This window comes from Halomonas sp. DP5Y7-2 (genome assembly GCF_019802025.1).
Lineage (GTDB): Bacteria > Pseudomonadota > Gammaproteobacteria > Pseudomonadales > Halomonadaceae > Halomonas > Halomonas litopenaei_A.
The window spans coordinates 300900-324233 of the sequence record NZ_JAHVHY010000004.1 but is presented as its reverse complement, the minus strand read 5'-3'; the positions used below and the strand labels follow the sequence as shown (position 1 = coordinate 324233).

Here is a 23334-nt window from a genome sequence, read left to right as displayed (position 1 = left end):
CGATGATAGGGCGCTGATGGCCAGAGCGCAAAGGCTGGCCAAGGTCGGGCTGGGGAAAACGGCCAGTTCAGCCCGCCTGGGCCAGGGCCCCCATCTGTTCGGCCAGGCTAATCGCCACTGCCAGGCTCTGCGGGCTGGCCTGCCCGGTCCCTGCCAGGTCAAGAGCCGTGCCGTGATCGACCGAGGTGCGCGCCAGCGGCAACCCTAGCGTGATGTTGGCGGCCTGACCGAACCCTGAATACTTCAGGACAGGTAGACCCTGGTCGTGGTACATCGCGAGCACGGCATCGACGCCGGCAAGGTGTCGAGGCGTAAACAGCGTATCCGCGGGCAGCGGACCATCGAGGCAGAACCCTTCGGCCCGCAGCCGCTCCAGCGTCGGGGTGATCACCTCTATTTCCTCACGCCCAAGGTGGCCACCCTCTCCCGCGTGGGGGTTCAAGCCACATACGGCGATGCGCGGAGCCTTCACCGCGAAGTAACGGGTCAAGTCCTGCGCCAGGATCCGCAAGACCCGCTCGAGGCTTGCCTGGGACAGGGCGTCGGCCACTTCTCGCAGCGGCAGGTGAGTCGTGGCCAAGGCTACCCTGAGGGGCGTCGGGAGCGTGTCACTGGCTGCCTCCACACGTCCATGCAAGGCGTGGTCGGTCGCCAGCATCATGACCACCTCCTCTACCCCGCATGCATCGCGCAGGTATTCGGTGTGGCCGGTAAAACCGTCATGACCGCCGTCGCAGATCACGCCCTTGTGCAGGGGCGCGGTGACCATTGCGGCAGCGTTGCCCGCCAGACACTGCGTCACCGCAAGGTCCAGGGTCGCCAGCACATAGTCAGCGTTGGCGGGATCGAGCACCCCGGGAATGCAGCGGGCTTTCATATCCACCGGCCACACCGCCAGGCGCCCGACCCTGGGGCCCGGATGCGGCTGACCCGGCGCCGTGACGGCCACCTCGATGTCCAGCGCCAGCGCCTCGGCCCGCTCCCTCAACAGCACTGGGTCGCCAATGGCGACCCAGTCAGTGGCATCTGCCGCCGCCAGCATCAACGCGAGCTCCGGGCCAATGCCCGCAGGCTCTCCGGTGGTGACTACGATAGGCGCTTTCACTTGCCGCTCACCTGTTGCGCTTTCACATCCACCTCATTGGCCTCTTCACGACAATGACACCCGCCTGCTGACGCGCCTTCACCCCTGGTTCAGGCGCTTCTCGACGAAGGCTTCGCCGCGAATTTCCTGCATCCACTTCTCCAGCTCATCACCCACCTTACGCTGGAAAATCGCCTGACGTGCCTGGTCGCGGGTAGCACCCACGCCTTCCTGCTGCAGGAAGCGCTCGACTTCAGCCTCGGAAATATTGACGCGGCTGGATACCTGAGCCTGCTGGACCTTCATGATCAGCATCTCGCGACGGATCTGGTCACGCACCTGGGCAAGGCTGGTGCCCTGTGACTCTAGTCGATCCGCAAACTGCTCCAGTGTGGCGCCATTCTGGTTGGCCACGGAGCGTACCTGGCGATTGAGCTCGGTCTCGTCGACACTCAGGTTCATGCGCTCGGCCAGCTGCACCTCGATTTCCTCGACAATCATGCGATCGAGAATCTGCTCACGCAGCGCCTGCTCCGGGGGCAGCGCCATGTCGCTGGTGCGCAGGCGTGCCATGGCCTGGTCGACACGTTCGTCCAGGTCCGATGCCATGATGGCGTCTTCATTGACCACAGCAACAATGCGATCCAGCGACTGACGGTAACCGTCCTGGGCATTGGCAGCCACGGTGGTCAGCGCCAGACAGGCGGCCAGCGCCACGGCGGCAAGGGGTCGGCTACGCATAATCTTGCTTCCTCGTTCACTCAGAAATTCGATGCGGCAGGCGTGTTAGAACCCGCCTGCCGCAGGATAGTTCGCAGGAGATACTCAGTTCAGGCCAGGACGATAGCCGGGCACCGCTGACTGGAAGTAGGTGTCGGCCTCGCCACCGAAGCCACCCAGGCCCTTGAGCACGAAGCGCAGGAACAGACCGCGATCCGTGGTGTCATCCTCGATATTGTTGGCCGTGTCCTCGTCCTCGATCCACTCGCGCCAGACGACCTGCACACCATAGCAGCAGTCGTTCCACTGCACACCCGCCATCTGGTCGAGGGCGCGATCATTGGTGTTGTCGTAGAGGACTCGCCCAATGATGTCGAAACGATCCGTGGCCTTGTAGGCAAACGACAGGTCGTATTCTTCCCTGTTGTAGTTACGGATGTCGTCGGCATCGTCCGCGTTGTCGAAGCCTTCCAGCTGCCAGCGGTAGCCAAGGTTGAGCACGTGGCCTGCATCGGCGCGATAGTGCACCCCGAGACCGGTGCTCTCGGTACGGCTCTTTTCATCGTCGTACAGCCACTGCCAGCGGGTGCTCCAGTTGTCGTTGATCGACCAGTTGATCCGTGTCACCCAGGGGGAACGGTCCCGCGTGGCATCGTAATAGTCGAACGACTCTTCGTCTCTGGGCAAGGTATCCGGGTCGCCAGCCATATCGATGTTGCGGTCCTCGAAGTAGGCTGCCTGGCCCACACCGATGGAGAGGCGCTCACGGCCGCTCTGATCTTCCAGGAAGCGACTTTCCACGCCGTAGGACAGTCGGTTCAGGTCACCGAGCCGGTCACCCCCAGAGAAGCGGTAAGGCGACCACAGCTGCCCCCATGAAAACGACAACTCTTCAGTGTCGAAGTCGGGGAAGTCGCTCTGGTCCCTTTCCGGCACGTAAGCGTAGTTCAGGCGTGGCTCCAGGGTCTGGCGCCAGTCATCACCACCGAAGGCGAAATCACGTTCGAAGATCAGGCCAGCGTCGATGGTGGTGACCGGCGCCGTCAGCGACGGACTCTCGGTGTTATCGGTGATGCGGTCATCGTAATCGAGGTCATAGCTGGTGTGCTGCAAGGCCACGCGCGGCTCGAAGAAGCCCCAGCTCGGGTCAAAGCGATAGCCCACCGCAGGCGTCAGGTCGAGGCGTGCCCCCTTGACGTCCTCGCGCAGGGGAATGCGCCGAACCGTGTCCTCGTAGTCGTAGAAGCCGTTCTCATCGCCTTCGATATCACGCCAGAAGTAGGTCGCGTTGGAATTCCACTCCTGATAGAAGCCAAGGTCCTGGGACCAGCGACCGTTGGCCGTGAGGCTAGGCAGACGGTAGAACGGCTTGTCACCTTCGTCGACCGGATCATCAAGCAACTGATAGCCCTGGGCCTTGGCCTGGAGCGACCAGGTGTCACCCAGATAGTCGATCTGGGCCAGGCGAGGCATGTTGCTGGTATCGGCTTCGCCGAAGGTGCGCCCAAAGTCATCGAAATAGCGGCCATCACTGGCGGCCCCATAGCGCAAGCGATACGGAATCCGCGAACTGAACCGACCGTAATGGCTGTAGTCGAAGTACCAGCGCTCGTCCCCGTTCTCGAGCTCGGTGGTCGAATCGTCATCCCCGGCGGACTTGTCGTCGCCGATGTAGGCGCCCTCGACGGTACCCTGGTCCGAGGGAAACAGGTAACGGAACTCACCGCCCAGCAGCAAGCCGCTGTCCTGAATCCAGCGAGGGGTGATGGTGGCGTCATAGTTGGGCGCCAAGTTCAGATAGTAGGGCTGGGCGTAGTCCACGCCGCCGTCGGACACCCCGATGGTGGGCCAGAGAAAACCGCTCTGTCGGCGTTCATCGATCGGGAAGCGTACCCATGGCCAGTAGAACACCGGCACATCGCCGACTTCCAGGCGGGCATGCTTGGCCGTACCAAAGCCCTGATTGCGGTCCAGCAGAATGTCGTTACCGACCAGCCGCCAGGTGCTGTCACCGGGTTCACAGGTGGTAAAGCTGGCTTCTCGCAAGCGGAACACGTTGTCGCTGACGCGCTCCAGCTGAATGGCATCGCCGCGCAGGCGCGCCTCGTGGGCCACGTAATGGGCTGAGTCGATGGTCGCCTGATCGCTGTTCAGCGACACCTGGGCGCTGTCTCCACGTACCAGCAGGCCCTTGTCACGCAGGGTCAGGGGACCACTGGCATTGGCCAGGTCGCGCTCCGGTGGCACCTGGACGCGGGTGGCCTCCAGCTGGGTGTCGCCCTTGCGCAGGATAACCTCGCCATCCAGCACGGTATCGCCATCCGTGCCGTAATTGGCGGTGTTGGATTCGCTGTTGACCTGACCATCAATGGCCGGCGCAGGCAGTCGGTAGTCTGGCTCGACATAGTAGCCTCGACACACGGTCCCCGCGGGACGATCATCGCCCCAGGGCTGCCAATCCAGTTGGCCTGCCGGCAGGGAATCAGGGGGAGCCGCCCACAGGGGCGACGACACCAGACTAGTGGTGGCGAGGCCCGCCAGGGCCGTCCATGCGTATCGCTTGGCCATGTTGCACGCTGTCCTCGACGGGGTGAATCGGTATTATACAGGCCGCGGCCGGCCTGTAACGCCGATCTGCTCCAGCAGGAGTTGCGCCACAGCCGCCCATGATCCATGCACAGCATGCGGTGAGGCCAACGGAGCGTCAACCGACTTTGCCAACCGTCGCCCTTCCGCTATCAGGAGTTCTCTCAGCAATGTCCCAGGCCGAATGCCCCAGCCGACTCGAGCAACTGCGCCATTGGGCACACTCCCAGCACCCGCACGACCCTGGCGCAGGCCAACTGGTCCTGGCAGCCGGTGACGCCAGCTTTCGCCGCTACTATCGTCTGACCTTGAACGATGGCCAGACGCGCATACTGATGGACGCGCCCCCGCCTCAGGAAGACGTCGCCCCCTTTGTCGATATCGCCCGTCGCTGGCGCTCCGCGGGACTGCCTGCCCCAGCCATCCATGCTGTCGACCCCCAGCAAGGATTCGTCGAGCTGGAAGATCTCGGCGACGAGCCGCTGCAGCTCGCTCTCGAACACGCCGATTCAGCCACCACGCGCAGCCACTTCGACGCTGCCATCACCCTGCTCGAGCGACTGCAACAGCTGGCGCCTGACGGGCTACCGCCTTATGACGAGGCGACCCTGGCACGAGAACTGGACCTGTTTCCCGAATGGTGTACCGGTCGATGGCTTGAGCAGGACACCGACATCCCTGGCTGGCAGGCGCTGCGCCATGCCCTGATCCGCGAAGCGCTGGTGCAACCCGTGGTCACGGTGCACCGAGACTTCGATGCCATGAATCTGATGCGCCACGCGGATGCGCTGTGGCTGATCGACTTTCAGGATGCGCTCGCGGGCCCCATCACCTATGACCTGATCTCACTGCTGCATGGCCGCTATCGACGCTTCGATGCAGCACAACGCCGACAGTGGTGCGACGGCTTTTGCGACAGGGCCATCGCCGATGGCCGCCTCACTGACAAGGTCGACCACGACACCTTCTGGCGCTGGACCAATGCCATGGCCGCCCAACGCTCGCTCAAGGTGCTGGGCATTTTCTGTCGCCTTACCCTGAGGGACGGGCGTGACGGCTATCTCCAGCGTCTGCCGCACTTCCTTGATCACCTTCAGGACAGCTTGGTGGAACTCGAAGGCCTGGAAGGCCAGGCCGACTTCCTGTCCTGGACCCAGCGAACGCTGCGCTCGCAGCTGTCAGACCGACTGCAAGGAAGCGCATCATGAAAGCCATGATCCTGGCCGCGGGCTTGGGCAAGCGCATGCGCCCGCTGACCGACCACTGCCCCAAACCGCTGCTTCCCGTGGCGGGCGAACCATTGATCGGCCATCACCTCAAGCGGCTTGCCGCCGTGGGCATTCGCGATGTGGTGATCAATGTCAGCTACCGAGCTGACCAGATCGTGGAGGCGCTCGGCGATGGAGCCGATTACGGCGTATCGATTGCGTTCAGCCATGAGTCACAGCCATTGGAAACCGCCGGAGGCATCGCCAAGGCGCGCCCGCTGCTGGGTGAGGCGCCCTTTCTGCTGATCAGTGCGGATGCCTTCTGCGATATCGACCCCGCCACCCTGTCCTTGGCAGAGGGTGATCTCGCCCATCTGGTGATGGTCGATAATCCGCCGCATCACCCGCAGGGGGATTTTCACCTGACAGCCGCCGGCAGAGTACAGGCAACGGGAGCGCCACGTCTGACCTATTCGGGCATCGCGCTCATCGATCCGCGACTGGTGAACGAGCTACCCGAGCCCTGTTATCCTGTGGCACCACTGCTTCGTCAGGCCATGGCAAGTGACCGGGTAGCCGGCACCCATCACCATGGCGAATGGGTCGATGTGGGCACACCGGAACGCCTCGAGGCGCTCAACCAGCGCTTGAGCTCCGGCCACCGCTCCAGCCGACCCTGAGGTTGTCAATCAGAGGGTTGTCACTCATAGGGTTGTCAACCACAGGGTCGGCCGTAACCGACGACACATGATGTTCCCTGCGCACCTTGACGGTGCGCACCGACAGCAAAACAGAAGGAAGTCCCATGAAAGCCAGCGTCAAATGGACCAGCGGTCGCCAGTTCGTGGCCGAATCCGGTAGCGGCCACAGCGTGGTCATCGACGGACCGCCCGATCACGGTGGTCGCAACACCGGCCCGCGCCCGATGGAGATGCTGTTGATGGGCATGGGAGCCTGCACCTCATTCGACGTGCTGGAAATCCTCGAGAAATCTCGCGCACCGGTGGAAGACTGCGTGGCCGAGATCGACGCAGAACGTGCCGACAGCGTGCCCTCGGTGTTCACCAAGATTCACGTCCATTTCACCGTGACAGGCAAGGGACTGAAAGAAAAGCAGGTGCAGCGCGCCGTCGAACTGTCCGCCGACAAGTACTGCAGCGCATCCATCATGCTGGCCAAGGGAGGCGTCGAAGTCACCCACTCGTACAGCATTGTGGAGTCGTGATCCGGCCTACTTTCTCTATCGCGAAAGCGCTCAACGGGCCTTGCTGAGAAGCTATAGAGAAGGGTACTAGAGCACCAAAGCATCAGAGTGCACGCCGAACACGACAATGCCCCGCCTCAAGCGGGGCATTCCGACCACGGCATACAGCCTGATACAGCCTGATAGCACCCCACGACACGCTGCGGAAAACAATGCCCCAGCGAGTGCTGGTGGGAGTTAGAAGCGATAGACGCTCTTGGTCATGACCTTGGACATCAAGGTCATACCGGCCTTTACCGGCCCAGGAAAGCGCGCACCGCCTGCCTCAAGCGCCTGCTGGGCATGATGCGCTTCATCGATTGCCATCTGCCGCAGAACAGCGCGGGAGCGACGATCCCCCTCCGGCAACGTTTCCAGATGCTCGTCCAGATGCTTGCCCACCTGCTCCTCGGTCGCGGCCACGAAACCGAGACTGACACGATCACCAATGGCACCCGCCAATGCTCCCATGCCGAAAGATGCCGCGTAGAACAGCGGGTTGAGCCGACTGGTATCGGCATTCAGCTCGCGCAGGCGATCCTCGCACCAGGCAAGATGGTCGATTTCTTCCTGGGCCGCCTCTTCCATCTGGCCACGCACCTCCGGCAGCTTGGCCGTGAGACCCTGGCCCTGATAGAGAGCCTGAGCACACACTTCACCGGTGTGATTGATCCGCATCAGACCGGCCGCATGGTGGCGATCTTCGTGGCTCATCTCGCCGTCATCAACGCTGCTGTCTGCAGGCGTCGGACGTGAGGCTCGGGCCGCACCCGGCACCAGCGTGCGCAGCACATTATCGAACTGATGAATGGCGCGATCAGCGGGGGAAAGAGAGCGTGGCATACCTGCATCCTTGGGCGGCGGTAGGAAAGTCGAGTCGCTGAGGCACTATTCTACGCCAGCCCGAGCTCTACGCCAGCCCGAGCTCTACGCCAGCCTGAGCTCGACTTAAACCACTGCGCTATCCGCCCAGACATTGGCGGCGCCCCGCGCACGAAGGCGAGCGGCGCAACGAGCGGCGCCGTCCGGGTCATACCCACCGGACGGCGCCATGGAATGCACGGATGCGTCGATCGCTTGAGATGCCGGAAGAGTCTCCGTCAAGCGCCAGCTAGCCAGCCGGCCAAGTGAAGCGTCGACCGCCCATCACGTGCATATGAATATGATAGACCGTCTGTCCGCCGTCTTCATTGCAATTCATGACCACTCTGAAGCCGTCTTCGGCGAAGCCCTGCTCCTTGGCCAGGCGCGAGGCGATGAACGGCAATCTTCCCACTAGCGCAAGGTCATCCTCGCTGATGTCGTTCAAGGTGGCGATATGCTTTTTGGGAATGACCAGCATATGGGTCGGCGCCTTCGGATCGATATCGTTAAAGGCCAGAACCTGGTCATCCTCGTAGACGATATCAGCGGGAATCTCGCGATTGATGATCTTGCAGAACAGGCAATCCATGGCGGGCTCCGTGGGTGCTCATGACAACAGAGATAGAGTGCCGAGGTTACCGGGCATTATCCTCGCTGTCAGTCTTCCTGTGATCGACGGCTGACCCACGCCGTATGGGGATCGTTCCCAGCCCGCTTGCTGTGCAACGTTGAGCTTTGCGCCCAGGGCTCGCACGCGCCTCGCCCATCGTGGTTGCTGCTGTGATACAACCTACACATTCGATACTTCTTTGGAGTACCGCCGCACATGCATCATGCCGCCTTGCTGCTGATACTGCTGGTCCTCGTGACATTCGCGCTGCTGTCACGGCGCATTTCCGCGTCGCTGATCAGCCTGCCCATGGTGTTCATGACCACCGGCATGGTGCTCGGAATGATGACACCCGACCTGGTCCCGGTGCACATCCAGCAGGAGCTGACCCAGGTGATCGCCGAGATCACGCTGATCATTGTGCTGTTTGCCGACGCATCGGTGGTCAAGCTGAAGTCGCTGCGCAAGGATCTGTCGATTCCCCTGCGCATGCTGTTGATCGGCATGCCTCTGACCGTGCTGCTGGGTACCCTGATGGCAAAGTGGGTATCCCCCGAGGCCGCCTGGGCCACCGCCATGCTGGTCGCTGCCATCCTTACTCCTACTGACGCCGCACTGGGCCAGGCGGTCGTGTCGAGCCCCAGCGTGCCTGAGCGCATTCGGCAATCGATCAATGTTGAAAGCGGGCTCAACGATGGCCTGGCGGTGCCGGTCATTCTGGCATCTGCCCTGATGGCAGCAGCGGCCACAGGGACAGACGTCGCCCATGCGCCAGACAACCTGCTGACCTTTGCCCTGCTGCAGCTGACGCTGGGGCCCCTGGTCGGCGTTCTCTTCGGCTGGGGGTTCGCGCGACTGCTCGACGCGGCCATTGATCGAGGAACCGTCACCGTGGTCTACCAGGGCATTCTGTTTCTGGCGGTGGCGTTCCTGACCTACCTGACCGCTGAGTCCGTGGGAGGCAACGGGTTTATCGCCGTGTTCCTGGGTGGACTGACCTTCGGCAACCTGCTGCGCCACGAGACCACCTTCATCGAAGAGTTCATGGAAAGTGAGGGGCAACTGCTGACCATCGCCACCTTCCTGATCTTTGGTGCGGTGATGGTACCGCTGGCGTTCTCTCACGCCTCGTGGAAGACCGTGACACTGGCCCTGATGTACCTGACGGTCATCCGCATGCTGCCCATCTGGGTGTCGTTGACGGGTCTGGGGCTGTCGACCTATGAAAAGACCTTCCTCGGCTGGTTCGGCCCCAGGGGACTCGCCAGCATTCTGTTCGCCTTGCACGTCTACACCGAGTACCCGATTCCCGGCAGCAACGAAATCCTGGCCTGCGTGGTGTTGACGGTGATGATCTCGGTGGTGCTGCATGGCGTCAGCGCACAACCCATGGCGAAACGCTTTGCCAGGGGACGTGCTGCGAGCTCTCCATCGTCGGAGAAACCACATTGAGAGTGGCGGTGAGAGTGGCGGTGAGAGCGGCGGTGAGAGCGGCGGTGAGAGCGGCGGCCGTCAACGCATCCCCTCTCCCCCTCCAGAGGGTGCCCTGACACATCTCGCCTGCTGGCGACGGAGGTCATGACAGCCGGTCTGACTCACTGCTGTCCGGCGACGCGCTCAAGGGTGCTATCGAGCAGGTCGAACACCTCGGGGCTGGTACACTGGGCGACGTTGAAGCGAAGATAGCGACTGGCCTTGCCATCAGCACTGAAGACCTCTCCAGGCGCCAGCACCAGGCCCACGTTCAGGGCTTCCCGCGCGACCTCCTTGGCCAGCAGCCCGCTGGGCAGGCTCGCCCAGACAAACATCCCACCCGCTGGCTCGATCCACGGCTCAAGGCCTGACGACCTGAGCCGCAGGTTGACTCGCCCCATGGCGTCGCCCAGGCGCGCCCTGAGCAGGTTGAGGTGGCGTCGGTACGCCCCTTCTCTGACCAACTGCAGCACCAACTCCGCAGACAGAGCGCTGGCACCAAAGGAGGTGGCAAGCTTGAGGTCCACGAGTTCTTCGATCCACTCGCCGCGTGCCGCGATGTAACCGCAGCGCACCGAGGCCGACAGGGTCTTGGAAAAACTGCCCACCTGAAGCACCCGGTCCAGTCCATCCAGCGCCGCCAGCCGAGGCGCCTGCTGAATGTCGAAGTCGGCAAAGATATCGTCTTCGATGATCAACAGATCATGCTGTTCGGCCAGGCGCAGGACGCGATGGGCCACCGCCAGCGTAAGGCCGGCGCCGGTGGGGTTATGCAGCCCGGAGTTGGTGATATAAAGACGTGGTCGGTGCTGCTCGAGGGCGTGGCCAAGGTGGACCAGATCTGGCCCCGACGGGGTGAAGGGCACGCCGATCACGGTGACGCGATGGGCCCGCAGCATGGCATGAAAGTTGAAGTAGCAGGGATCGTCCACCACCACGCAGTCACCCGGCTCCAGCAAGAAACGACAGAGCAGGTCAATCGCTTGAGTGCCCGACTCCGCCAGCATGATCTGCTGTGGTGACGCCTCCACCCCGCGCTCCGCCAGGCGGCGCGATAGCACCTGCCGCAATGCCCCCAGGCCTTGGGGCGGAGCATAGTCGGTCAGCGTCGGCAGGGCGCAGGAGCGGCGAGCCAACTGCCTCAAGCCTCGCCGTATATCATCATGCGGCATCCATTCTGCCGGCAGCCAGCCACAGCCTGGCCGCCAGCGGGCCTGATCGCTTTCGAGCGCTTGCCGGGTCAGCCACAGCGGATCGACTTCACGGGCACGAGGAGGACCGAGCTCGGCCAGGGAGAGTGGTGGAAGACGATCCCCCACGAAGAATCCCGCCCCGGGACGAGAGTGAATGGCGCCCTCGCTGACCAGACGGTCGTAGGCGTCGACCACGGTAGAACGCGAAATCGACAGCGACTCAGCCAATGCCCTGATCGAGGGCAGTCGAGCCCCTGGAGCCAGCTGACGCTGCGCCATCCGCCGATGCACCAGGGCCACCACTTGCTCTACCAGAGGAACGGCCGACCGGCGGTCAATATCGGACAGGTGCATCCTTCCCCCTCGACATAGCAAGATGAGTAGTGCAGACCAACGCCATCGGATCGATCCTCTGGGCGATCATTTCAGTCGACACGGCGGCGCACTGTATTGGTCACCGCACCATAACAGTTTTCCCAAACTGTACTGAACTGTATCTCGATACCGCCGACGCTCCAGCCCAACCTAAGCAGATCATTTCGGCACGGAGCCTCACGCATGTCTTCCCCCCACCTTGGATGGGCCTACGGCTTTCTTGGAATGGCCATCTTCAGCGGCTCGCTGCCGGCAACGCGCATCGCCGTCGGAGCCTTCGATCCCCTGTTCCTGACCTTCGCCAGGGCTAGTATCGCCGGTGCGGTAGCGCTGATGCTGCTGCTCTGCATCGGCGGACGTCGCCCAGCACTCGGCGAGCTGGCCTCGCTCGCGCTGATCTCGGGCTGCGTGGTGGTCGGGTTTCCGCTGTTGACCGCGCTGGCTCTCGAACAGGTCAACGCCGCCCACTCTCTGGTCTTCATCGGCCTGCTGCCGATGGCCACTGCCCTGTTCGGTGTGCTGCGCGCAGGCGATAGGCCACGCCCGGTGTTCTGGCTGTTTTCCCTCTGCGGCGGCGGCGTCATTACCCTGTTTGCCCTGAGCCAGCATGGCTATGGCAACGGGTCGGGAGATCTGCTCATGGTAGGCGCTGTACTGGTCTGCGGGCTTGGCTATGCAGAAGGCGCACGTCTATCGAGACGCCTGTCTGGCTGGCGCGTCATTTGCTGGGCGCTGGTTCTCGCACTTCCCGTCATGCTGGCGCTGACAGGACTGTCTCGCCCGTCATCCTTTGCGAATATCGACATCGCTGCCTGGGGGGCCATGGGCTATGTGTCGCTGTTCAGCATGCTGATTGGCTTTGTCTTCTGGTACCAAGGGCTGGCTCAGGGTGGCGTCGCCGCCGTCGGACAGTTGCAGCTGCTGCAACCCTTTCTGGGACTGGGGCTAGCCGCCTGGTGGCTGCACGAAAGCATCAGCCTGATGATGCTGGTCACCTGTGCCATCGTGGTGCTGTGTGTCGCGGGGGCCAAGCGCTACGCGGCCCCCCTGGCGGCACGATGAACGCCGTGGTGAGGTGATTCAGCGAAAGCGACGCTGCGCCAGCAAATGGCGTACCAGTGGCCCCAGGATCAACTCCATCGCCAGAGACAAGCGCGAACCAGGCACGACCAGGGTATGAGGGCGACTCATGAAGGCATCTTGAATCATCGCCAACAGATAGGGAAAGTCCACCGTGGCGGGATCACGAAAGCGGATCACCACGAAGGACTCGGCATCGGTAGGAATGTCCTGCACCTCGAAGGGGTTCGAGGTATCCACCGTGGGCACCCGCTGAAAGTTGATATGGGTGCGCGAGAACTGGGGCAGAATATAGCGAACGTAGTCGTCCATGCGCCCAAGAATGGTGTCGATGACCGCTTCCTGGGTGTATCCCCGAGCATGCATGTCCCGATCAATCTTCTGAATCCACTCAAGGTTCATGGTCGGGGCAACGCCTACCAGCAGGTCGACATGCCGAGCGATATCCACCTCACTGGTCACCAGACCACCATGCAGGCCTTCATAGAACAGCAGGTCGGTGCCCGTCGGTAGCGGCTGCCACTCGGTAAAGGTACCGACCTGATAGCCAGCCTCGATCATCTTCTTGTCTTCGGCATGGATGTAATGGCGGAATGTACCCGACCCACTATCCCCGTACTCCTGAAACAGCGTTTCCAGACGATCGAGCAAGTTGGCTTCGACGGCAAAGTGGGACAGCTCATCCTTGCGCTCGGGCTCCTCGCGGAAGATTCGCGCCAGCTCCTGCCGGGTATAGCGATGAAAGGCATCACCGTCGACGAAGGCCGCATGCACGTCTTCGCGCGCAAACATGCGTTCAAAGGTCCTCTTGACGGTCGTGGTACCCGCCCCGGATGAACCGGTGACCGCGATGACCGGATACTCCCTCGACATCAGCGCACCCTCTCCAGCGCAGCATGCACAGCATCGGGCACCGCCACCGGACGAGCCGCCTGGGGATCCACCACCATCAAGTTGATGCGGGCGGTCGCCACAATGCGCTCGTCACGCTCTCGGCGAATCCGGTGGTAGACCGTGATGGCCTTGCGTCCCGGCACCGGAATCGCCGTGTCGATAACCAGGGCATCCGGCCAATGGGCTTCCGCCTGATACTGGATGGCCAAGTCCGCCGCCACGCTGGGGTAGCCCCCCAGGTCGCCCTCGTGCAGACCAAGTTCGGCCAGGGCGGCTGCCCTGGCCTCGTGCATCAGCGAAATCACCGCATCATGGCCAAGATGTTGGCCGTAGTTCATGTCGGTGATGCGCACCGTCAGCGGGTGGCGATGCACGATCGACTGCTCGGGGAAGTCGAGTTTCACACGTTCCATGCTCGCTCCTTGGAAATTGTTATTGGCCTGGCCACGGGGCGAGTCGGGCATGTTGCCCCATCAGCCCTGGCGAGCCATGGCGCGGTGGGCAATATCGGTTCGCCAGAACGCCCCATCGAATCCGACGCGATCCACGCCGCGGTAGGCAAGCTCGCGCGCAGCCGCAAGGTCATCGCCCAGCGCCGTCACGCACAGCACCCGCCCGCCAGACGTTACCACCTGACCGTCGCTGTCTGCGGTACCCGCGTGGAAAACCTTGAGCCCCAGCGCCTCGGCCTCATCACAGCCAGTAATCGCATCGCCCTTGCGGTAGCCTGCCGGATAGCCCTCGGCGGCCATGACCACACCAATGGCAGGACGCGGGTCCCACTGACACTCATGACCGTCAAGGCGTCCCGTGGCACCCGCCAGGCACAGCTCGGCCAGGTCACTGTTGAGGCGCATCATGATCGGCTGTGTCTCAGGATCACCGAAACGGCAGTTGTACTCGATGACCTTGGGTTCACCGGCTTCGCTGATCATCAGACCTGCATACAAGAACCCGGTGTAAGGGTGCCCTTCTGCGGCCATGCCTTGCACCGTAGGACGAATGACCTCATCCATGATGCGCGCATAGACCTCATCGGTGACCACCGGCGCGGGGGAGTAAGCCCCCATGCCGCCAGTGTTGGGGCCAGTATCCCCATTGCCAACCCGCTTGTGGTCCTGACTGGTGGCCATGGGCACGATGGCGTCGCCATCCACCATCACGATAAAGCTGGCTTCCTCGCCTTCGAGAAACTCCTCGATCACCACCCGTGCACCAGCGTCGCCAAAGGCGTTGGCTTCCAGCATATCGCGGATGGCGGCCTCGGCTTCTGCCTCGCTCATGGCCACGATGACGCCCTTGCCGGCCGCCAGCCCGTCGGCCTTGATCACGATAGGAGCGCCCTGCTCTCGCAGATAGGTCAGGGCCGGCTCGACCTCGGTAAAGGTACTGTAGGCGGCGGTGGGGATGGCGTGGCGTGCCAGAAAGTCCTTGGTGAAGGACTTCGACCCCTCGAGCTGGGCAGCGCCCTGGGTCGGACCAAAAATCGCCAGCCCTGCCGCGCGGAAGCGATCGACGACGCCCTCCACCAGCGGTGCTTCGGGGCCTACGATGGTGAGATCAATGCCTTCGCCTTGGGCAAAGGCAGCCAGGCCATCAAGATCAGCCACGCCGATATCGACGTTGGTCAGGCCTGCCTCGCGGGCGGTACCCGCATTACCTGGCGCGACGAATACCGCAGAAACGCTGGCCGACTGAGCCACTTTCCAGGCCAGCGCGTGTTCGCGGCCACCGCCGCCGATGATCAGGACCTTCATCCGCTCAACCACCTATCATGTACCAAATGAGGCGGCATTATGGCAGAAAAAGGCCCGGCCCGCGCGATAACGTGCGGCACTGCCGCCCCCCGCTGGACGACTCAGGACGATCGTTCGTCGTCATCCGAACGGGTGGTACCTCCTTGACTGATGGTGTTCTGCCAGAAGCGCATATTCTCTTCCGCCAACTCCCGCATCAGCTCCATCGGGGAATGGCGCATGGCCTGCTGCCACTGATCCTGCATCTTCTTCTGCTGTTCCATCATCAGCCGCGTGCCCTGTTCCAGATAGCGCGCCAGCGGCAGCGGCTGGGACATGGCGTACACCCGAATCAGCTGCTGCAGCAGGTCATTGGAGAAGACCTCGGCGTCGCTGTCAGCCTGTTCCTGTTCGATGATGATCGACAACAGAATGGTACGTGTCAGGTCTTCGCCACTCTTGGCGTCCTCGACACGGAAGGGCACTTCTTCGAGAATCAGACTGCGCAGATCCTCGAGGGTCACATAGCGGCTCTGTTCGGTATCATAGAGCCGGCGATTGGCATACTTGCGAATCACACGCACGGCGCTGCTCCTTACATTCTGTGGGAAGCCACCTGACCGCCATCACGGTCATTCGGCTTCGTTCGCATCCATTTTGCACCGCGACACCGCCCTTGCAAGACAAACCGGCATTCGAGGCTCCATGAACCTGATTCTTCTCACCCAGGACGACGTCAATGACTCACGGCTGGCCAGGGTCCGCGATCCCAGACGCCTGGCACACCTGCGTCAGGTTCACCGCGCCCAGCAAGGTGACGTCATGACCCTCGGGATAGAGAATGGCCCGCTTGGTCGTGGAACGCTGCTTTCGTTGGACGAAGATGAAGCTTGCTTCGACGTATCAGGCCTGGACCAGGCACCTCCCGAGGCGCTGCCGGTGCATCTGGTGCTGGCCCTGCCTCGCCCACGCATGCTGGCAAGAAGCATAGAGCATGCCACTGCGCTGGGGGTGAAGCACATCACGCTGCTGCATAGCCGGCGCGTGGAAAAAAGCTACTGGCAGTCGCCGGAACTCGATCCGGCTAAGATTCACCAGCACCTGGTGCTGGGATTGGAGCAAGCGCGTGATACTCGCATGCCCACGGTGGATACGGCGCGCGGCTTCCGTCCATTTGTCGAGGACCGGCTACCGACTCTGCTAGAGGGGCGGCGCGGCCTGCTGGCTCATCCAGGCATGCCGCAGGCATGCCCTCGAGGCATCGATGATCCGGTGGTGCTGTTGATTGGCCCCGAAGGTGGTTTCATCGACTGGGAGGTGGAGCAAATGCTGGCCGCCGGATGTGAGGGCATTCACCTGGGACAACGCATCCTCAGGGTGGAAACCGCCGTGACTGCCCTGCTGGCGCGACTGTTCTAGTGGGCCGGCCCAGGTGTGAGCACACCCTGAGCCACCACCGCTGACGCCGGAATGACGGACCCTGGCAAAGCACACAGGCATGGCAGCGGCAGCCGCCATGCCGTGACGTACTGACCAGCAGACGGCGATCATTCAGCGTCAGCGTCCTGGTCCTCTGCGTCCTGGTCGTCGGTCTCTTCGGCCCTGCGATTGGTGCCGAACTCCCCTTCCCCATCGTGCTCGATCACCGGTGAATTCTCGTCACAGGTCGGCGCGATCAGGAAGGTTTCTCGCACATCGAGAAGGCCGAGCTCACCGATGGTGCGACGTCCCAGCAGCATCGGATAGTTCATTTCCTCGCGATTGCGCAGGCTGAACTGCTCTTCGTGAATGGTATCGCCCATGCACACCTTCATCAGCACGACCAGACGTTCGTCCCGGCCGCCGGCCCCACGTACCGTCATGTCACGATACAAAGGCCGCTCGAGCTCCTTCTTGAAGGTCTCGCCTGTCTCTTCATCTTCCAGCTCGAGCGCAAACCGTACCCAAGGCTCACCGTCCTTGTCGAAACGCTCGATATCTCGCGCATCCAGCGAGGATGTCAGCGCACCGCTGTCCAGCTTGGCCTTGACCTCCACGTCCCAGGGCTCCAGCGTCGCCTTCTCCACCCAACCAAAGACATCGGGTCCGTCATCAGCCAGGGCGGCGTTCATCGGCATCAAGGTCAACGGTAGCGCTGCCAGCGCCACGGCACGTATCCGGCTGACACACCAGCGTTCAAGCGATTCCTTCATCCTGCAATTCTCCCTGTGATGCGGCGCTGTCAGCCAGCGCCAATGTGCCGGGTGCCCAAACCGTCGCTTGGGCACGTCTGAAGAGGATCAGCGATTCAGCTGTTCGAGCAGGCGCAGGGTGGCAAAGCCATCCGGAACCAGCCCCTGATCACGCTGCCAGGCTCGCAGACCCGCGCGAGTATTGGGACCCATGATGCCGTCAGGGGTTCCCACCCCGTACCCCAGAGCCTGCAGCCGTGCCTGCAGCTGGCGCACTTGGGTGCGACTCAGGGGCTGCTCGTCCCTCGGCCATCCTCCCTGAATGCCAGGCCGGCCTACGATGCGCTCGCTGAGTGAGGCAACCGCAAGGGCATAGCTGGTGGCATTGTTGTAGCGAAGGATGGCACGGAAATTGGGACCCACCAGGAAGGCCGGGCCGCGGGCACCCGCGGGGGTAATCACCGAGGCCTCGGCAAAGGCAGGCAACTCGCCACCACCGAACCGGCGCACCCCTTGCTGGCCCCACTCAGCGGCACTCTTGCGGGTGTCGAGCTCAGTCTGGGCGTAGTCGAAGCCAGCAGGCAGCTCGACCTCCACGCCCCAGGGCTGGCCGGGCTGCCATCCGGCACGATTCAGATAGTTGGCGGTAGACGCCATGACGTCTGGAATGCTGGCCCAGATATCCCGGCGACCGTCCCCATCGCCGTCCTTGGCATAGGACACAAAGCTCGACGGGATAAACTGCGTATGTCCCATGGCTCCCGCCCAGGACCCTTTCATGCGCTGGGGCGTGATATCCCCGGCCTGGATGATCTTCAGCGCGGCCAGCAGCTCCCCGCGGGCAAAGTCTCGACGGCGACCGTCGTAAGCCAGTGTGGCCAACGCTTCCAGAGTGGAGAAATCACCAAAATTCTGGCCGTAGTTGCTTTCTATGCCCCAGATAGCCGTCAGCACTTCCACCGGCACGCCATAGCTTGACTGGGCACGACCCGCTGCACTGCGGTTGGCTGCCAACTTGTCACGCCCTTGGGTCACCCGCGCGTTTGACACGGCGGTATCAAGATATTGCCAGACCGGACGCACGAACTCGGGCTGCGAGCCGTCGAGCTCAATCACCCTGGGACGGTAACGCACGCCATCCAGGGCCCGCGCCAGTGTGTCTTCGCTGATACCTTCACTACGAGCCTGGCGACGGAAGTCGGCGAGCCACTGGTCGAAGGTACGACCGTCATGATCGTCAGCACTGGCGTCCTTGGCGGCGGGCGTTGCCGCGTCGCTGTCAGAGCTGGCACTCTCTGTCTCCGAGGCAGCAGGGCTGGCAGGTCCACTCTCTGGGGCGGCAGACGTCGTCTGGCAGCCGACCAAGGCGATAAGAAGAAAGGCGGGAAGCAGTCGCGTCGACATGTTGAAGGCAATCCTTGGCAATCAATGTGCAGGCATGATGACCCACTCCCCGCTGCGGCGCTAGATGCAAACGGAGGGAATCGGCGTCGACCACAGGAGGGGGCTGGGGCTGTCCTTCGATACCACCATGTCACCGCACTTCCCGCCCTTTCGTCCTGCCAGCGCATGGCTCTGATCGCTGCGAACTGAGACGCCGATGGACCTTCTTCTTGTCCTCATGACACCCCCTGTCGCCGTTCAAGCTCGTCCTTCTCGAGCCAGTGTTGGACGTATCGCAACTCGGGGTCGTAACGCCGGACCTGATCATCCATGTCGAAGACTTTGGGCCGAGTGTCACGCCCCACGCCCGCGATGTACTTCCAGTTACCCCAATTACTGGCCACGTCATAATCCATCAGACAGTGCTCGAACCAGGCGGCTCCATGACGCCAATCTCCGCACAGATCGTTCACCAGATAGCTGGCCGCCCACTGACGCGCACGGTTGGATATCCAGCCACAATCGCGCAGTTCCTTCATGGCCGCATCCACCGCCGGCTGCCCCGTCTCTCCCTGCTGCCAGCGTGTGAACGCCTGTCCTGGCGATGGCGCCCGCTTGCCAAACAGTGCGCTCCCCTCCTGCCACGCCGCCCAGTGGAAGTATTCTCGCCATAGCAGCTCGCGATAGAAGTGCTTCGTCGAGGCATTGGCCCCGTGCTCCTGCTCCCAACGCGTCAGCGCGCCCAGCACCTGGGTGGCAGAGATACACCCCGTGGCCAACCAAGCCGACAGGCGTGACGAGAAGTCCGGCCCCACCAACCCGTTACGGGTGTCTTGATAGACACCGATCGCTTGCTGCTTCCAGAAATACTCATCAAGGCGGTCAAGTCCACTCGCTGCGCCGCCCGCATAGCCAAGGCCCAACGGGTCAGGGTGATCATCGAGCGCCGCTGCCGCCGGCGAAAGACGCTGCAGCGACGGCAGCCCGCGAGGCGCCCGATCGGGCCAGGCGGGCTGAGTGGCTGCCGCTGGCAGTGCCTTAGCAGATGGCTTGGCCTTGCCCAGCTTGCGCTTGAACGCGGACCAGCTACCCGGAACCTCCTCCACTGCAATAGGCAAGGTTGCATGCGCCCAGAGCGTGGCGGTACTGAACGTGTCGAGCCGACAACCAGGATGCAATAGCTGTGACAGGCGCTGCACCTGTTGCTGCTCTTCGCTACCGGGATGCTCACCCACACGCACTGCCGAGGCGCCGATACGCTCGGCCAGGTTTGCCACCAGCGTCACCGGCTCGCCCACGGTGACCAGCAGATCGCTGCCACACTTGAGCAACTCGCCTCTCAGCTCCCGTAGGCTCTGCCACAGGAATCGCAGCCTGCGCGCCCCCATTCTGGGAATGTCCAGCGGCGCCTGAGGCTCAAGGAGGGCAGCGTCGATCACGTACACCACGAGCCGCTCGCTGATCCCTCCCGGCGATGCCAGCAGCGGGTTATCCGCCAACCTGAGCTCCCCGCGCAGCCAGACCAGATCTGTCTCCATGCCAACTCCACTCACCATCCATCATGTCGGCCGATAGCGGCCCCTTCACGCCTTCTGGCGCCAGGTATTCGATGGTCCAGCGCCATGAGGATCTCTAAAATATAGGGCTTGTACACTTTTCGTACAAGCCTGTAAGAGAAGACCGAGGTCGTTGAATCCGAACAGGGCAGCGGGGCGTCCATCTTTCGGGTAAAGTGGGGCGGCGCTTCAGGGTAAGGTGACCGCCACTCCAGGGGTACTCATAACACCTTGTAGTCGAACGGCTTTTACAGGCGCGTCAGGGCTTACCACGTTCAAGGACAGGCAGGATGACCAACAGATGACTTTGCTATGGATTCCCTTGCTACCGCTTCTCGGTGTGCTGGTACCCGCATTGACCGGATCTCGAGGCCGCTTACTCTGCACCCTGGCCACCGCTTGCCTTCCGGCAGTGGCGCTGGCCCTTACCCTCAGTTATCTGCCCGCCATCGAGGCAGGCAACATTCCCCGTGCAGGCCTCGAGTGGGTGCCGCAGATCGGCCTTGACCTGGCCTTCCGCCTGGACGGTCTGTCGCTGCTGTTCAATCTGCTGATACTGGGTATCGGCCTGCTGATCATCCTGTATGCCCACTACTACCTGGACGCCAGCGAGAACTACGCCAAGTTCTACGCCTACCTGATCCTGTTCATGGCCTCCATGGTCGGCATTGCCATGGCCGACAATCTGCTGGTCCTGTGGATGTTCTGGGAGCTCACCAGCCTGTCGTCGTTTCTGTTGATCGGTTTCTGGTCACACCGCTCCGAGGCCCGCAAGGGTGCGCGCATGGCCATGACGGTCACCGGTGCGGGCGGTCTGGCCCTGCTCGCTGGCCTGCTGCTGCTCGGCGACATCGTCGGCAGCCTGGATATGCAGGTCGTGCTGGACAGCGGCGCCACCATTCTGGCGGACCCGCGCTACCCCATCATGCTGGTGCTCGTGCTGCTGGGCGCCTTCGCCAAGTCGGCGCAGTTCCCCTTCCACTTCTGGCTGCCCCACGCCATGGCAGCGCCAACGCCGGTCTCCGCCTACCTGCACTCGGCCACTATGGTCAAAGCCGGCATTTTCCTGATGGCTCGCCTGCACCCGGCCATTGCCGGCAGTGAGCTGTGGTCGGCCATCGTGACCGTGGTCGGGATCGTCACCATGGTCTACGCGGCATGGTTCGCGCTGATCAAGGCAGACCTCAAGGGCATCCTGGCATTCTCGACTGTCAGCCATCTTGGCTTGATCACGGTACTGTTGGGGATCGGCAGCCCCATGGCGGTGCTCGCCGCGCTATTTCATATTCTCAACCATGCGACCTTCAAGGCCGCGCTTTTCATGTGCTCGGGCATCATCGACCACGAAGCGGGAACGCGGGACCTGGCCAGGCTGGGCAGGCTTGCCAAGGCCATGCCGATCACCTGCATCGTGATGAGTATCACAGGCGCTGCCATGGCAGGCTTCCCGCTGCTCAATGGCTTTATCTCCAAGGAGATGTTCTTCACGGAAACCCTGGACTCCCAGGCCTTTGGCGGTCTGAGCCTGGTGCTGCCGGTACTCGCCACCATCGGCGGTGTGCTGTCGGTGGCCTACTCGATCCGTCTGGTCCATGCGGTGTTTTTCGCCGAGCCTCGTCACGCTCCACCCAAGGCTCCTCACGAGCCTCCTCACCTGATGCGCGCTCCGTCGGAGTTGCTGGCAACACTGTGCATCCTGGTCGGCCTGTTTCCCGCGGTGATGGCCACCTGGCTGCTGGCACCGGCGGTGGCCGCCGTTTTGCTTGAGCCCCTGGATTTTCACCTGGCCATCTGGCACGGCTTCAACCTACCGCTGGCGATGAGCATCATCGCCACGCTGGCCGGCCTGACAACCTATCTGCTGCACCGCAAGATCCGCCAGTTTGTGCGTGACTTTCCGCCCCGCGATGCCAGCCGCATCTTCGAGGGCGTGGTCCAGACGATCGGCGATCGCGCAGAACGCATCACCGAGTGGTTCGACAATGCGTCGCTGCAGCGCTTCATGACGCTGCTGTTAGGCGCCTCTCTGATCGCCGGCGCCGTGGGTCTGGCGCAAATGGATACGCTCACGGGAGCCAAGGGCAATCAACCGGTCGACGGTGTCCTGCTGGTCGGTGCCCTGCTGCTGATCTTTACCGGCATCGGCACCGCCATCACCCACCGACACCGCCTGATCTCACTGCTGATGCTGTCGGTGGTCGGTCTGCTGGTATCCCTGACCTTTGCCCGCTTCTCTGCGCCTGACCTGGCCCTGACCCAGCTGTCGGTAGAGGTCGTGACCATGATTCTGCTGATGCTGGCGCTGTTCTTTTTGCCACAAAAGACGCCAAGAGAGTCGACTCCGGCACGAGCCTTGCGCGACCTGCTGCTGTGCATGGGGCTTGGGGGCGTGATTGCGGGTCTCAACTACACCGTTCTGACCCGCGATACGGAGAGTATTTCTCAATTCTTCCTCGACAACAGCGTGCCAGGAGGAGGCGGCCACAACGTGGTCAATGTGATTCTGGTCGACTTCCGTGGCTTTGATACCCTGGGCGAGATCACCGTCCTGGCCATCGCGGGACTGGCCATCTTCAAGCTGCTCAATCGCCTGCGCCTGTTCATGCCGCACAGTGACAGCGAAGGCCGGATCTGGGCACCCGATCGCTATCCGATGATCCTGACAACCATCTCGCAGACGGTGTTGCCGCTGGCGCTGCTGGTGTCGGTCTTCATCTTCCTGCGCGGTCACAATCAGCCCGGCGGCGGTTTCATCGCTGGCCTGATCACTGCCGTCGGGCTGCTGCTGGTGTATATGGCCAGGGGGGTTGCCTGGACCCAGCAGCGACTCGACTTCCCCTATCAGCCCGTCGCCATCCTTGGCGTCGGCGTGGCGGCATTGACGGGCTTCGGCAGCTGGCTGTTCGGCGCGCCCTTCCTGACATCGTCCTTTGGCCACTTCCACATCCCCTTGATCGGTGACATCGAGCTGGCCACCGCCATGCTGTTCGACCTTGGCGTCTATCTCGCGGTAGTGGGCGCCACTCTGATGATCCTGGCCAACCTGGGCAAGGTCACCACGCCTCACCGCCCGGCCAAGGAAGACCATGACCAAGGTTCGGTAGAGCAGGGATTGCACCGAACCGCTGCCCCCTCCGACGGCAAGGAGACCGTGTGAT

20 protein-coding genes are annotated in these 23334 nt (G+C 62.6%); 7 read left to right on the top strand and 13 right to left on the bottom strand.

Features of this window, described 5'->3' with window-relative positions:
- Window positions 1-67: 67 nt before the first annotated feature.
- The 3 genes from pdxA to KUW18_RS08210 form a co-directional block, all read right to left on the bottom strand.
- On the bottom strand, window positions 68-1105 hold the full coding sequence (pdxA, locus tag KUW18_RS08220; protein ID WP_222162724.1) for a 4-hydroxythreonine-4-phosphate dehydrogenase PdxA: 1038 nt from the start codon (window positions 1103-1105) through the stop codon (window positions 68-70).
- Window positions 1106-1183: 78 nt separating this feature from the next.
- The gene (locus tag KUW18_RS08215; protein WP_206941340.1) at window positions 1184-1825 is read right to left on the bottom strand and encodes a SurA N-terminal domain-containing protein; all 642 of its coding nucleotides are present in this window, start codon (window positions 1823-1825) and stop codon (window positions 1184-1186) included.
- 84 nt (window positions 1826-1909) lie between these two features.
- Window positions 1910-4372 carry an LPS-assembly protein LptD gene (locus tag KUW18_RS08210; RefSeq protein ID WP_222561151.1) on the bottom strand — a complete coding sequence of 821 codons (2463 nt, stop codon included), beginning with the start codon at window positions 4370-4372 and terminating at the stop codon, window positions 1910-1912.
- 188 nt (window positions 4373-4560) lie between these two features.
- On the opposite strand from KUW18_RS08210, the gene KUW18_RS08205 reads away from it, so the two are divergent.
- The 3 genes from KUW18_RS08205 to KUW18_RS08195 all read left to right on the top strand — a co-directional run bounded on the left by KUW18_RS08205 (window position 4561) and on the right by KUW18_RS08195 (window position 6823).
- Window positions 4561-5598: an aminoglycoside phosphotransferase family protein gene (locus tag KUW18_RS08205; protein ID WP_222561150.1), complete on the top strand. Its 1038-nt coding sequence runs from the start codon at window positions 4561-4563 to the stop codon at window positions 5596-5598.
- Window positions 5595-6278 (top strand): N-acetylmuramate alpha-1-phosphate uridylyltransferase MurU, encoded by a 684-nt coding sequence (gene murU / locus KUW18_RS08200; RefSeq protein WP_222561149.1) that lies wholly within the window; start codon window positions 5595-5597, stop codon window positions 6276-6278. Before KUW18_RS08205 ends, murU begins: the two co-directional genes overlap by 4 nt.
- Window positions 6279-6403: 125 nt before the next feature.
- On the top strand, window positions 6404-6823 hold the full coding sequence (locus tag KUW18_RS08195) for an OsmC family protein (protein ID WP_206941347.1): 420 nt from the start codon (window positions 6404-6406) through the stop codon (window positions 6821-6823).
- A gap of 216 nt (window positions 6824-7039) precedes the next feature.
- Here the strand turns inward: KUW18_RS08195 and coq7 are convergent, their stop codons facing one another.
- Window positions 7040-7684, bottom strand: coding sequence for a 2-polyprenyl-3-methyl-6-methoxy-1,4-benzoquinone monooxygenase (gene coq7, locus KUW18_RS08190; protein WP_206941349.1), 645 nt, complete (start codon window positions 7682-7684; stop codon window positions 7040-7042).
- A 268-nt stretch (window positions 7685-7952) separates the two neighbouring features.
- On the bottom strand, window positions 7953-8294 hold the full coding sequence (locus tag KUW18_RS08185) for a histidine triad nucleotide-binding protein (protein ID WP_206941351.1): 342 nt from the start codon (window positions 8292-8294) through the stop codon (window positions 7953-7955).
- A 237-nt stretch (window positions 8295-8531) separates the two neighbouring features.
- Here KUW18_RS08185 and KUW18_RS08180 point away from each other — a divergent pair, with 237 nt between their 5' ends.
- Window positions 8532-9767 carry a cation:proton antiporter gene (locus KUW18_RS08180; protein ID WP_222561148.1) on the top strand — a complete coding sequence of 412 codons (1236 nt, stop codon included), beginning with the start codon at window positions 8532-8534 and terminating at the stop codon, window positions 9765-9767.
- Between the two features lie 143 nt (window positions 9768-9910).
- On the opposite strand, the gene KUW18_RS08175 is transcribed toward KUW18_RS08180, so the two are convergent.
- Window positions 9911-11335 carry a PLP-dependent aminotransferase family protein gene (locus KUW18_RS08175; protein WP_206941355.1) on the bottom strand — a complete coding sequence of 475 codons (1425 nt, stop codon included), beginning with the start codon at window positions 11333-11335 and terminating at the stop codon, window positions 9911-9913.
- 204 nt (window positions 11336-11539) lie between these two features.
- On the opposite strand from KUW18_RS08175, the gene KUW18_RS08170 reads away from it, so the two are divergent.
- The gene (locus KUW18_RS08170; protein WP_222561147.1) at window positions 11540-12418 is read left to right on the top strand and encodes a DMT family transporter; all 879 of its coding nucleotides are present in this window, start codon (window positions 11540-11542) and stop codon (window positions 12416-12418) included.
- An 18-nt stretch (window positions 12419-12436) separates the two neighbouring features.
- On the opposite strand, the gene KUW18_RS08165 is transcribed toward KUW18_RS08170, so the two are convergent.
- The 4 genes from KUW18_RS08165 to phaR form a co-directional block, all read right to left on the bottom strand.
- A complete protein-coding gene (locus tag KUW18_RS08165) occupies window positions 12437-13309 on the bottom strand; it encodes a phosphoribulokinase (RefSeq protein WP_206941357.1) in 873 nt (290 codons plus the stop codon).
- Window positions 13309-13743, bottom strand: a complete 435-nt coding sequence (locus KUW18_RS08160; RefSeq protein ID WP_222237629.1) for an acyl-CoA thioesterase — start codon at window positions 13741-13743, stop codon at window positions 13309-13311. Before KUW18_RS08160 ends, KUW18_RS08165 begins: the two co-directional genes overlap by 1 nt.
- A 60-nt stretch (window positions 13744-13803) precedes the next feature.
- Window positions 13804-15087, bottom strand: a complete 1284-nt coding sequence (gene purD, locus KUW18_RS08155) for a phosphoribosylamine--glycine ligase (RefSeq protein WP_222561146.1) — start codon at window positions 15085-15087, stop codon at window positions 13804-13806.
- 101 nt (window positions 15088-15188) lie between these two features.
- A complete protein-coding gene (gene phaR / locus KUW18_RS08150; RefSeq protein ID WP_206941360.1) occupies window positions 15189-15650 on the bottom strand; it encodes a polyhydroxyalkanoate synthesis repressor PhaR in 462 nt (153 codons plus the stop codon).
- Between the two features lie 121 nt (window positions 15651-15771).
- Here phaR and KUW18_RS08145 point away from each other — a divergent pair, with 121 nt between their 5' ends.
- Complete coding sequence (locus KUW18_RS08145) at window positions 15772-16485, top strand: 16S rRNA (uracil(1498)-N(3))-methyltransferase (protein ID WP_206941361.1); 714 nt, start codon at window positions 15772-15774, stop codon at window positions 16483-16485.
- Window positions 16486-16613: 128 nt separating this feature from the next.
- Here KUW18_RS08145 and KUW18_RS08140 read toward each other — a convergent pair whose 3' ends face one another.
- From KUW18_RS08140 to KUW18_RS08130, 3 genes are all read right to left on the bottom strand, one after another.
- Window positions 16614-17183, bottom strand: a complete 570-nt coding sequence (locus KUW18_RS08140; protein ID WP_222237794.1) for an ATP-dependent zinc protease — start codon at window positions 17181-17183, stop codon at window positions 16614-16616.
- A 162-nt stretch (window positions 17184-17345) separates the two neighbouring features.
- Window positions 17346-18641: a lytic murein transglycosylase gene (locus tag KUW18_RS08135; RefSeq protein ID WP_222561145.1), complete on the bottom strand. Its 1296-nt coding sequence runs from the start codon at window positions 18639-18641 to the stop codon at window positions 17346-17348.
- A 215-nt stretch (window positions 18642-18856) separates the two neighbouring features.
- Window positions 18857-20158, bottom strand: coding sequence for a DASH family cryptochrome (locus KUW18_RS08130; RefSeq protein ID WP_222561144.1), 1302 nt, complete (start codon window positions 20156-20158; stop codon window positions 18857-18859).
- Between the two features lie 319 nt (window positions 20159-20477).
- Here KUW18_RS08130 and KUW18_RS08125 point away from each other — a divergent pair, with 319 nt between their 5' ends.
- Entirely contained in the window at window positions 20478-23333 is a 2856-nt protein-coding gene (locus tag KUW18_RS08125) for a monovalent cation/H+ antiporter subunit A (protein ID WP_222561143.1), read from the top strand.
- The last annotated feature ends 1 nt before the right edge of the window (window position 23334 follow it).